The following is an 11017-nucleotide window of genomic DNA, read 5'->3' as shown; positions in this document are numbered from 1 at the left end:
AATCCTTATCTGGCAAGAGACTTAATTGATTAGTTCGCTCTAGATAAAAACAATTGACAAAAATCGCTAAATGCCTTTCTCTATAAGGGTTCCATCCCTTATAACCCCCGTCCATTGCATAACACAAACCGAAGAGCCGTTATCAGTTATCAGTTATCAGTGGGGGCGTTGTCAGATAAAGAGATGAGAAGGCAAAATAGATAGAAACTCAATGAAGGAAAAAAAACGATGAAATGTCCAGAATGTAAAAGTGACCACATCAATAAAAATGGTCATCGTGGTCAAAAACAAAACTATATATGTGTAAACTGTGGTCGCCAGTTCATCGATAGCTATGAAACCAAGGGCTATAGCGATGATGTTAAGCGCACCTGTCTGAAAATGTAGGTAAATGGCATGGGATTTCGAGGCATTGAGAGAGTGACGGGAGTCTCACGAACAACCATTATAGATTGGGTCAAACAAGTGGGAAAACTGCTGCCTGATTCCTATAATCCAGAAACGATTCCAGAAGTGGGAGAACTAGATGAATTAGAGACCTTTGTTGGTAAAAAAAAGAACAAAATCTGGCTCTGGACGGCTGTTGACCACTTTCGAGATGGAATTCTTGGATGGGTAATTGGTGGTCTCGCAAGGCGAGTGCCTTCGGCAACATAGTGCAGAGACATTTCAACGTTTATGGCAAGCTATCTCATTTTGGCAATGTTATTTTTGGGTAAGTGATGGAAATCCAGTGTATCCAATATTTATCCCTGATGGGGATCAGATTGTTAGCAAAACTTATAGGACAAGGGTAGAGGGAGAAAATACAAGATTACGTCATTACTTAGCCCGTCTTCATCGTCAGACTCTCTGCTATTCAAAATGTGTCAAAATGTTAGAAAATTCCCTACCGCTTCTAATTCATTACCTTAAGTTTAAGGATGTTCCAGTTCCCTACACTTTTGCTTGATTCATCTTTACATCTGACAACGCCAACCACAGAGACACAAAGAACACAAAGTCAAAACAGATAGGGTTTGCTGAATAAATCTAAAAACCTTGTTGGGTAAGACTTTTAGACCTTTTGTCAATCAAAAAGTACCAGATATGGGAGTGATCGGGGGTAAAATTGGGTGCATCTCATTTTTGTAAATCTACCGAGTTGGTATTTTTAAAGGGAAACTATCTTCTAAAATTGGTCATCACTTCCGATTTTATCGCTCAATCCAAGCCTTTGGGGGGTTCTACCCCCCAAACCTACCGTTGGGGTCGTGGCGCCGCCCCCAAACCCCGGAGCGCATTAGTTTTTCGGTGGGATGCTTACAGACAGCCGCTGATATATCTGTAATAATTTAAGAGTCACTGATAATTGCCGATTGCCGGTATTTCTGCAAATGTGAGATGGACTCATCAGTTATCATTTATCAGATGCGAGTTATCAGTTCACTGATTACTGTTTACTGAACACTGAAAAAAAGCTCCCCACTTTCCACTATCCTATTAAACAGGATTGAGAATGACTAACTATTTTCTCATCGGTCAGAGCGAGGTAAAATTATAGATTATGGAATCACCGATCGAACGTTTTCGACTATCTCAAACCGCCAAAGATAGCCTAATAAAATTAAAACGCTACACCAAAATTGACCAATGGAATATCCTCTGTCGTTGGGCTTTTTGTCGTTCCCTTGCTGAACCGAGTCTCCCCTCTCCCGTTCCCATTCCTGCCGATAGCAATGTAGAATTATCTTGGAAAGTATTCGGGGGAGAAATGTCCGATATTTTCTTAATTGCCCTCAAACAACGTTGTCATCAAGACGGATTAGGAACCGATAAAGAAACTCTAACTCAACAATTTCGCTTACATTTACATCGCGGGATCGGTTATCTTGCCGGGGATGCCAAGCTAAAGAAAATCGATAATTTAATCGAATTAGAGAGAGAAAGTCTCAGAGAATCTTAATCAAGAATGATCTGTTTTCAGGGGGAGCGCATCTCAAACGCTATTGACAATTGGCCAATTTTGTGATGGTATAGCAGTTTTCCTCAGGATGAGGCATGGGCAAGGGGCTTAAGCCCCTTGTTGGCAAAACTTGTCGATACCTCAGTAACGTGAAAAGCGCTATATTTAAAAGAGAGCGGCTATCGGGGGATGAGAAAAAATGGAAAATTTAATCGAGGAAGCACTAAGCCATCGAGCGATTAATCATCCGTATTTACTGGCTTTAGAAAAAGGAGAATTTCAACATATTGATGAAGTTCTGACAGACTTTGCCAGTCAATACGGAGCTTATAGTGACTGGTTTTCCCGTTATTTAACAGCAGTAATATCAAAGCTAGAAAATCCCACTCATCGAAATCACCTGCTGAAGAACTTAGCTGAAGAAAACGGACATCTACACGATGAAGATCTCGAAGCAATCCGTAAATTAGGTATTAAGGACGAGTGGGTACAGGAAATTCCTCACCCACAGTTATTCAAGCGTTTTCAAGAAGCGATGGGAGTAGATAGCACGCAAACGCCTTGTGTTGAAGTGGAAATCTGGCGTGAATCATTCTTATCGCTGCTCCAGAATGGAAGTTCACTCCAAGCTATTGGAGCGATAGGTTTAGGGACTGAATCTGTTGTTAAATTTATCTACAAACACATTATTGAAGCGATCAAAAAACATACATCATTATCCTTGCAGCAATATGTATTTTTTCCTTTACATACAGAAGTGGAGGATGAACACAGCTTAACTTTAGTTGAGATTGCTAAAGAATTAGCCAGTGAAAGCGAACAGGCTGTTCTGGAATTACGGAAAGGAATGTTAAAAGCCTTAAATCTACGTGCTGCTTACTGGGACAATATGTATGAACGTGCGTCGGCGTTAGATAAATCTTTGACATCATCAGACCAACTCAAGATTGTTACGCTTTTCACTAAAATGATTAAAGGCAAAAAGCTGTCTAATCAGGAACAGGAACTTTTATTGCATCAAATCAATGACGTGCGTATTGGATTGACGGAAGACTTATCTACTGTTCCAGTGGAAAAACTACTACCCGGATTGAGTTCACTTTTGCTATACGGGATGCAAACGGAAAAGCACAAAGAAGAAGTTCTGAACCTGTTAAATTGGCTTGCAGATCCATCTAATGAATGCCAATGCTCTCAAACAATATTAAGGCTTGCATCACAACTTTACCATGATTTTCAAACAGTGCGACTGGGAGCATTGACCGAAAAAATCAATGAACAAAAAAGCTTGACTCATGTGCAAGAAGGTAAAGAGCTTATTTCAACAATCAGCGCCAGCAACTTAGAAGCCTTATACAACAATAAGGTTGATAAACTCAATATTGACTTTAACGTATTTCGCCTACCATTTGATCTAGAAGTTTTAGATCCACGCCTAGTTATAGTCAAGCCAGGAAAAGCGAATGAAATGCACAGACACGCACATGAAACCGTATTTGTATTTCTTCAGGGTCAAGGAAAAGTTATTGTTGATCAATACGAAAACGAGGTCGAACCGGGTACTTTTGCTGTTATTCCCCGTTGGTGTGTGCATCAATCTGTGAACTTAGGAGAAGAAGAGCTAATTTTTCTGGCGATAGCTGATTTTGGATTAACTGGTAAAAGTTTTATGGGTAATTACTTACACAGTGCTAGACTAAAACAAAATTAGTGCAAATTTTATCACGTTAGATAGGTATGAAAGCAACACAAGAAACCAAAAAACTTTACGACGAAAGCGCAGCAGACTGGAAACGAGTAGAACCGATTTTGCTTTCTGATTACTCCGCGCGTCCGTTTGTCATTGATTTATGTGAACCGATTGTCAACAAGAATATATTAGATCTAGGCTGTGGGGAAGGTTATGTAGGAAGAGAGTTAATTAACCGAGGCGCTCAATCTGTTCATGGGATTGATATTTCATCGCAAATGATCGAGCAGGCCTTGATTCAAAAAAACGAGCATCAGATTACTAATGCTTCCTATGAAGCTGGTGATATTCGTGATTTTGCGGTCACTGAGTCCGAACAATACGATTTAGTTCTGGCTATGTTTCTGTTCAACTACTTAAATGTTTCAGAAACTATTAGCACGCTGCAGAAAGCCTACCAACTTTTGAAATTCGGTGGCTATTTCCTGTTCGCCGTCCCCCATCCCTCTTTACCTTTTCTGAAAAAAGATAAGTTTCCGTTTTATTTTAACCCGAAAGCTGGCTATTTTTCCGGACGCGATCAATTATTCCCCGGTGAGATTTGGCGCCGAGATAGAAAAGCCGTCGCCGTGCAATGTGTTCATAAAACTATGGAAGATTACTTCACATCTCTTCGTTTAGCAGCCTTCACAAAAATGCCAGAAGTTTATGAACTAAAAATTAATCAGGAACATTTAGAACTAGACCCAGAATTTTTTACTCCGCTCATTGACCTTCCCCTTCACGTTGCTTTCAAAATTCAAAAATGATTATACCGATTTCTGAGCTTAATATTTCATTACTGACTTGGAAAAAATTGCCTGATCCTTCTCAACTATTTTTTCATGTACCAGAATCATTAGTCTCAGATTTACTAAAAAGAAGCAATCACAAATGGCTTGAAAAACCCAACGAAATAGGACAGGAAACAGTCAATAAAAATCTTGATTTTTTCCTACCATTTCGTGAGAAATTGCTCCAGAAACCAGGCATAATTATTTTCCGATTAGAACCGGAATTAACAGAAATAGAAATGCGGTTAATTTATGCTTTTATTTCTCGCATTTTTGGACTGCTAAACCACCGCTATGGCTATTTTTTTGATGTAATCGATCGAGGAATGGATTACACTAAAGAAGCTATACCCGTTTCGATGACGAATGCAGAAACTGGCTATCATACCGATAGTACAGCCAAAAACTACTTCCCTGATCTTGTTGGCTTACTGTGTCTTGCTGCCGCAGATGAGGGAGGAGATTCCCTGGTAGTAAACGCCGCCAATTTGTATCAATATTTCTGGCAAAACCATACAGACCTAGTTCCCTATCTTTACGAACCTTTGGCGCGGGATGTGATTACACCTGGAGAGATTAATTCTCAAGAAGCTATTCAAAAGAATAATTTCCCCTTATTCTCAGCCGATTCTCAGGGTCTGGTTTTTCGTTATATGCGGTACTGGATTGAAGTCGCTTACTCCAAACTGGAAATAGCGCAACCGGAAGCTATCACAAAAACACTCGACATCATCGACGACTTTTTTTCGGAACTGGAAAATACAGTCCGCTTCAAAATGAAAAAAGGTGATATATTTTACATTAATAATCGCTTTTTATGCCACAATAGAACCGCTTTTAAAAATTCAGGAAAACCCCGACAGATGGTCCGTAGTTGGATTAACCTTTAAACAAAATACGTCCAAGGGAGAAAGTGAACCGGTCAAAGTACAGAGTACAATGACCTCAACTTCCTTGTCACCCCTTCAGTGGTTCAAACTCACCTTAAAAAACCTTCGGTCGGCCTAAAGTAGTGATATAGATAACTGCTTCATCGGAGGGAATTCCTAACACTTCATTAACTTGATCATCGAAAAAACCACCGATACCACTAACCCCTAACCCCAGATGAATAGCCGCTAAATTTAATCTCTGTCCCAAATGACCCGCATCTGCATGAAGATAACGATAGACTCGATCGCCATATTTAGCCACTGCTTTTGACAGATCCGCCGTATGAAAAACCACAGCGGCCGCATCTCGTCCCAAATCCTGACCTAAACAGAGATAATGTAACTCTTGCCAGAAATTTTTAAAGCGAATTTGCCGCAATTCTTGGGCTTTGGGAGCATAATAATAACAGCCTTCCTCTAATCCGGTTACTGCCGAAACAGCGATAAAAGTTTCCAATAAATCCAGAGCAAAATAATCGGGATTGGGATCGAGATTTTGGCCGGCATAATCTTGGGGTTGATAGGTGAAATGCAGCAGCGCTCGCAATTCGTCTAAACTGAGACTAGCGCCACTATAAGCGCGGGTAGATCTGCGTTTAAGCATCGTACTTTCCAGATCGATTAAATCTTCCCCCCAATTGACGGGACGGGATGTCACGGAAACTTTTAGACAAAAAGGAAAATTATATTTATCTTCCCAATTAGAGGGGGTAACAGTTGCTTCTATCTTCTCATCTGTAGCTATGATAGTGGCTCGGTGTAGGGAGTTTAATAATTCTCCCTCGGGAATTTTGGGATAAAGAGTCGTGGTTGCCGAAGGGAGTGCCGTGGTACTAGGGGGGAGATTTTGCCGGATATTGAGCAGATCTGCCAAAGGAATCACCGTCATGACACTTTCTTTCTCGGAATCGAGATAAAGCAATTCATTCATCTGGATATCGTTAAAACCACCGATTAAATGGGCGCGATAGTCATTAATCGAGGCTGATAGCTCAATATTGCCCAATAAATGCCCTGTATCGAGGAAAATACGCCGATAAGCTCGATCTTCGTAGCGCCAAGCGGACCGATAAAAAATGGCACTGGTAACTACAGCGATATCGGTATTTTCTAAAACAGGATTCCAGAAACAAGCAGATTGTAGGTTGGTCCAGACATCACTTTCCCAGAATAAAAGCAGCGAGTGACTTTGACCTTGGTAACTGTAGAGACCGGCGGGTAAAAATTCCGTGCCACGGGAGATCAGATAGACCTCGGCGGGGTATAATCCACCAGCAGAGGGTGCGGAACGTAGGTACAAGGGACTCCCCATAGTGGCGATTTTGGCAGTTAACCCATAGCTACAGCCCAAAATTCGCGATATACGTCGCCAAAAGTCTCCTTTTTGGGGAACCATTTGACGGGAGAGGTAGGGTTTGAGATCGAACGTCTGACCGATTTTGTATTCTTTGAAGGGATGGGGTTGTTGACTCCAATCAAGACCTTTACTTTTTGAGGCGATCGTCTGGGGGTCGTATTTGGTCCGCTCGTGGTAGTATTGGGCGATCGAGATTGGCTGATCTGGCATGATAAAGATGGGCTGTCTAAGCTTTACTTTTTAGTTTGACATACTCCCACCCCTAGAAAACGGGTTTCTTTCAGAAACCCGTTTTCTAAATACTCCCCTCTCCCACCCCCCCTGCTCTACGATGTCGGGTAGGGTTGATTCATGAATCAACCCTACCCTTGATAAGGGGGGTGGGGGGTTGGGGGTGAGGGTAATTAACCATATCTGCCATTACTTTAGAAAAATAGTATAACTGCTATAATTATCCCATGGCGGCTCAACCCAGAGAAATTCGACGTTATGTTACCAGTGACGGCAAAGTTCCCTTTGCCCAATGGCTCGATTCTTTGCGGGATATTAAGGCTAAAACTAAAATTGCTCAACGCCTAAACCGGGTTAATTTAGGTAACTTAGGGGATTATAAATCAGTAGGAGCAGGAGTTTATGAACTACGAATAGACTATGGTTCTGGTTATCGCGTTTACTTTGGACAAATCGGAACAACGATTATCTTACTCCTGTGTGGAGGAGATAAAAAAACGCAAGCTAAAGACATTGAAATAGCTCAAAAATATTGGCAAGACTATAGGAGCCGAGAAAATGCCAGTCAGTGATAGTTATCATGATTCCCTGATCGAATCTCTTAAAGATTCCCATTATGCAGCAGTTTATTTGGAAACTCATCTCGAGGGAGATGAATATGAATTTGAATCAGAATTACTCAGACTCGCGTTCAATCACGTCCTAGAAGCCCTTGGACCTCAAAATCTAACACCAGAACAAATCAAAATTCAGGCGAAGCAATTGGAAGAACTAATGCAAAAACCTGCACCTGAAGCCATGAATCAACTAACCTCTTGGCTTCAAGCTTTAGGATTGAAATTAACGATAACGGTCGCTTCAAAAATGCCAGAAATAAATCATGAAAATGACGCTGTTAGTTCAATCAAGATTACAGTGTAGTTTGTAGTTTGTAGTTTGTAGTTTGGTTTTTTTGATGACAAATTGATAGCCGCTTAACGCACCCTACACAGAAAACGGGTTTCTTTCAGAAACCCGTTTTCTAAAATAAAATTATGACTACACCTACCTTCACCATTCCCCAATCTGACCCTCCCCTTTCCCCTCGGCAATCCTTGCCGACGATGTACGATTTACCTAGTGACAATCCACTGGAACCCGGTTTGCCTGACGAATTTCACCTATTACAACCTCAGTTATTACTACTGACTTTCCAGCCTCCCAACTGGGAACCAGATCTAGTTTTTAGCGCTGCTGACCTCAACCTTTACTACAATGTCAGACACCCTCAATGGTACAAGCGTCCCGATTGGTTTGGGGTGGTTGGTGTTCCTCGCCTCTATGATGGCCATGACCTGCGCTTAAGCTATGTGATTTGGCAGGAAGGGGTTTCTCCGACGATTGTGGTGGAATTATTGTCTCCAGGTACGGAAAATCAAGATTTAGGAGAAGAACTACGCCAACCAGAAGAACCGCCAACTAAGTGGACAGTTTATGAACAGATTTTGCAGGTTCCCTACTATGTAGTTTTTAGCCGCTATACTAACCAACTTCAAGCGTTTGAACTGGTAGATGGTCATTACCAACCCGTAGCTTTAGTGGAGGGACGCTTACCGATTCCTCAACTAGAATTGAGCTTGGGTTTGTGGCAAGGTTCCTATCGGGGGATTGAGCGGCTATGGTTGCGCTGGTTGACGCTGGAAGGAGAGTTAATTCCCCTGGCCGATGAGGAGTTAATTGCGGCCAAACAAGAGGCTTCTGCGGCGAAACAAGAGGCTTCTGCGGCTAAACAACGAGCAGAACAACTAGCGGCACGATTGCGGGAATTAGGGATAGATCCTGAAAGCTGAAGGCTCGAAAACCCCTCAAAAAAGAGAGAGGAAACCCGCGCCTCCTCTCTCTGGGACATTATTTTCTCGCTTTGCGGACAGTACCCCCTAGCATTAAACCCCCTAGTGTGATATGACCAAGAACACCCGTGGGTTCGGGGACACCCACAGCAGCAGAAGCGACGGTCAACAAATGCCGAGAGATTTTTTGAGATTATTCATACATCGAATAATTTGCTCTACGAATAAAGTTATGTGTAGATTTTAGAAGCAATTTGATTGAAGTCAACATAAAACTAGAGGATTTTACTCTATCATTAACTTATTTTAATTTTCGATGTACCTAGGATTTGCTGAATAAATCTAACAACCTTGTTGGATAAGGTTTTTAGACTTTTTTTCCCTCAAAAAGTGCCGACCATTGGAGTGATTGGGGGGAAAATTCTGGGACTTTTTCCCTGAAAATTAGGTAATTGACCACCTGAAAATCGGTAAAACCCCACACCCCACACCCCACACCCCACACCCTAACCCCACGAAAAACTTTTTGCCGCAAACCCTACCTACACCCTACTAGACTACTGGTCTGTCAAAGTTGGAAATTGATGGATACAATTTAGTTAATTTGATCCGAGCATCGACCGTAATAAAATCTATGGAAATTATCGCTGTTTTACTGGGAGTTTTCGGTTTAGGCACAGGTGCGGGTTTATTAGTCATCCGTAACTATTACCACATCTGTCAACCGAGTGAAGTTTTAATTTTTGCCGGTAGTCGTCGTCCCACGGCCACGGGTAAAACCATCGGTTATCGTTTGGTAAAAGGGGGCAGCAGTATTCGTTTACCTATGCTAGAACAAGTGTATCGAATGGACCTGACCAACATGATCATCGATCTCAGGGTGGTTAATGCCTATTCTAAGGGCGGTGTGCCGTTAATCGTCACCGGGGTGGCGAATATTAAAATTGCCGGGGAAGAACCGATTATTTATAATGCGATCGAGCGTTTATTGGGCAAGAAACGCAAGGAAATTGAACAATTGGCTAAAGAAACCCTAGAGGGCAATTTGCGCGGTGTCTTGGCCAATTTAACCCCAGAACAAGCGAACTCCGATCAGATCGCTTTTGCTAAAAGTCTCCTAGAAGAAGCGGAACAGGATCTGGAAAAATTGGGTTTAGTTTTGGATAGTTTGCAGATACAGAATATCTCCGATGAGGTGCGTTATCTCGATTCGATCGGACGGAAGCAAAAAGCCGAATTACAGAGAGATGCCCGGATAGCAGAAGCAAAAGCCCGAAAAACATCGATTATCAAGGATTCCGAGAATCTACGCCTAACCGCTTTGCGTCGTATCCAAAAAGATTTAGAAATAGCCAAAGCTGACGCAGAAAAACGGGTGCGCGACACTCAAACTAAGCGCGGCGCCATGATTGCCGAGGTAGAATCGGTGGTTATGTCCGATTTAGCTAAAGTACAGGCAGAAGTGGCGGTACAAACTGCCCGAATTAAGCAGGTGAAACAGCAATTACAGGCAGATGTGATCGCCCCTGCGGCCGCGGAATGTCAACAAGCGATCGCCAAAGCCCGGGGGGAAGCGGCCAAAATTATCGAACAGGGGAAAGCGCAAGCGGAAGGAACCAAAAAATTAGCGGCTTCTTGGCAAGGAGCGGGAAATAACGCTAAAAACATCTTTTTATACCAAAAATTGGAGTTATTGCTGAAATTAATGGTCGCTAGTGTCCCAGAAGTGCAGGTGCAAACGGTGACGGTAGTGGACGGAGGTGATGGTAATCTTGTCCCGAAAATGACTGCCTTTGCTGAACAATTGCGTCAAGCTACCGGGGTGGATCTGGTACAAATGGCTAATCGCCTAGCACAAACCGAGCCATCTGTCAAGGGAAAAGAGACAAATTTTGATTTTAAACAATTGCCCTCTTGAATCAGTGATCAGGAGTCAGGAGACAGGATACAGGATACAGGAGACAGGATAAAGGATACAGGAGTCAGGAGACAGGAGACAGGATACAGGAGTCAGGAGTCAGGAGACAGGATACAGGAGTCAGGAGTCAATAGATTACTTTATTTATTCTCCCCATCACCCCATCACCCCATCACCCCATCTCCCCATCACCCCATCTCCCCATCACCCCCCACCCCACAACCCACACCCCCCCCACCAATAACTAAATACAGCAAAACCAAGAATGTGCACCACAAACTT

General features: G+C 42.4%; 9 protein-coding genes and 2 pseudogenes. 9 read left to right on the top strand and 2 right to left on the bottom strand.

The genetic code is table 11. From position 1 onward, the window contains the following. Window positions 1–228: 228 nt before the first annotated feature. The 5 genes and pseudogenes from O9290_RS27320 (at window position 229) to O9290_RS27300 (ending at window position 5358) form a co-directional block, all read left to right on the top strand. Window positions 229–952: pseudogene (locus O9290_RS27320) on the top strand (IS1 family transposase). Window positions 953–1546: 594 nt separating this feature from the next. Continuing rightward, entirely contained in the window at window positions 1547–1945 is a 399-nt protein-coding gene (gene dndE, locus O9290_RS27315; protein WP_002761176.1) for a DNA sulfur modification protein DndE, read from the top strand. Between the two features lie 199 nt (window positions 1946–2144). Next, window positions 2145–3656 carry a cupin domain-containing protein gene (locus tag O9290_RS27310; RefSeq protein ID WP_288058305.1) on the top strand — a complete coding sequence of 504 codons (1512 nt, stop codon included), beginning with the start codon at window positions 2145–2147 and terminating at the stop codon, window positions 3654–3656. Between the two features lie 26 nt (window positions 3657–3682). Beyond that, window positions 3683–4444: a class I SAM-dependent methyltransferase gene (locus O9290_RS27305; RefSeq protein WP_288058303.1), complete on the top strand. Its 762-nt coding sequence runs from the start codon at window positions 3683–3685 to the stop codon at window positions 4442–4444. Further along, on the top strand, window positions 4441–5358 hold the full coding sequence (locus O9290_RS27300) for a TauD/TfdA family dioxygenase (RefSeq protein ID WP_288058301.1): 918 nt from the start codon (window positions 4441–4443) through the stop codon (window positions 5356–5358). The genes O9290_RS27305 and O9290_RS27300 overlap by 4 nt, the downstream gene beginning before the upstream one ends. 94 nt (window positions 5359–5452) lie before the next feature. Here the strand turns inward: O9290_RS27300 and O9290_RS27295 are convergent, their stop codons facing one another. Continuing rightward, window positions 5453–6967 (bottom strand): SagB/ThcOx family dehydrogenase, encoded by a 1515-nt coding sequence (locus tag O9290_RS27295; protein WP_288058299.1) that lies wholly within the window; start codon window positions 6965–6967, stop codon window positions 5453–5455. 248 nt (window positions 6968–7215) lie between these two features. Between O9290_RS27295 and O9290_RS27290 the strand changes: the two genes are divergently transcribed. The 3 genes from O9290_RS27290 (at window position 7216) to O9290_RS27280 (ending at window position 8817) form a co-directional block, all read left to right on the top strand. Further along, the gene (locus O9290_RS27290) at window positions 7216–7560 is read left to right on the top strand and encodes a type II toxin-antitoxin system RelE/ParE family toxin (RefSeq protein ID WP_002755652.1); all 345 of its coding nucleotides are present in this window, start codon (window positions 7216–7218) and stop codon (window positions 7558–7560) included. Further along, window positions 7547–7909 carry a helix-turn-helix domain-containing transcriptional regulator gene (locus O9290_RS27285; RefSeq protein ID WP_012266497.1) on the top strand — a complete coding sequence of 121 codons (363 nt, stop codon included), beginning with the start codon at window positions 7547–7549 and terminating at the stop codon, window positions 7907–7909. Before O9290_RS27290 ends, O9290_RS27285 begins: the two co-directional genes overlap by 14 nt. 113 nt (window positions 7910–8022) lie before the next feature. After that, complete coding sequence (locus O9290_RS27280; RefSeq protein WP_288058297.1) at window positions 8023–8817, top strand: Uma2 family endonuclease; 795 nt, start codon at window positions 8023–8025, stop codon at window positions 8815–8817. A 58-nt stretch (window positions 8818–8875) separates the two neighbouring features. Here the strand turns inward: O9290_RS27280 and O9290_RS27275 are convergent. Further along, window positions 8876–8968, bottom strand: a pseudogene (locus O9290_RS27275) (PEP-CTERM sorting domain-containing protein); the annotation flags it as partial. A 483-nt stretch (window positions 8969–9451) separates the two neighbouring features. Between O9290_RS27275 and O9290_RS27270 the strand changes: the two are divergent. Beyond that, on the top strand, window positions 9452–10735 hold the full coding sequence (locus tag O9290_RS27270) for a flotillin family protein (protein WP_002761187.1): 1284 nt from the start codon (window positions 9452–9454) through the stop codon (window positions 10733–10735). Window positions 10736–11017 lie beyond the last annotated feature (282 nt).

The sequence above is a fragment of the Microcystis sp. LE19-41.2A genome (genome assembly GCF_027530405.1).
In the GTDB taxonomy this organism is placed as follows: domain Bacteria; phylum Cyanobacteriota; class Cyanobacteriia; order Cyanobacteriales; family Microcystaceae; genus Microcystis; species Microcystis aeruginosa.
The sequence above is the reverse complement of the archived record's forward strand: the minus strand, read 5'-3'. Positions and strand labels throughout refer to the sequence as shown.

Coding starts and splice junctions, on each gene's coding strand:
- O9290_RS27280 (WP_288058297.1), top strand. CDS start 8,023: ATGACTACACCTACCTTCACCATTCCCCAATCTGACCCTCCCCTTTCC.
- O9290_RS27290 (WP_002755652.1), top strand. CDS start 7,216: ATGGCGGCTCAACCCAGAGAAATTCGACGTTATGTTACCAGTGACGGC.
- O9290_RS27270 (WP_002761187.1), top strand. CDS start 9,452: ATGGAAATTATCGCTGTTTTACTGGGAGTTTTCGGTTTAGGCACAGGT.
- O9290_RS27305 (WP_288058303.1), top strand. CDS start 3,683: ATGAAAGCAACACAAGAAACCAAAAAACTTTACGACGAAAGCGCAGCA.
- O9290_RS27300 (WP_288058301.1), top strand. CDS start 4,441: ATGATTATACCGATTTCTGAGCTTAATATTTCATTACTGACTTGGAAA.
- O9290_RS27285 (WP_012266497.1), top strand. CDS start 7,547: ATGCCAGTCAGTGATAGTTATCATGATTCCCTGATCGAATCTCTTAAA.
- O9290_RS27295 (WP_288058299.1), bottom strand. CDS start 6,967: ATGCCAGATCAGCCAATCTCGATCGCCCAATACTACCACGAGCGGACC.
- O9290_RS27310 (WP_288058305.1), top strand. CDS start 2,145: ATGGAAAATTTAATCGAGGAAGCACTAAGCCATCGAGCGATTAATCAT.
- dndE (WP_002761176.1), top strand. CDS start 1,547: ATGGAATCACCGATCGAACGTTTTCGACTATCTCAAACCGCCAAAGAT.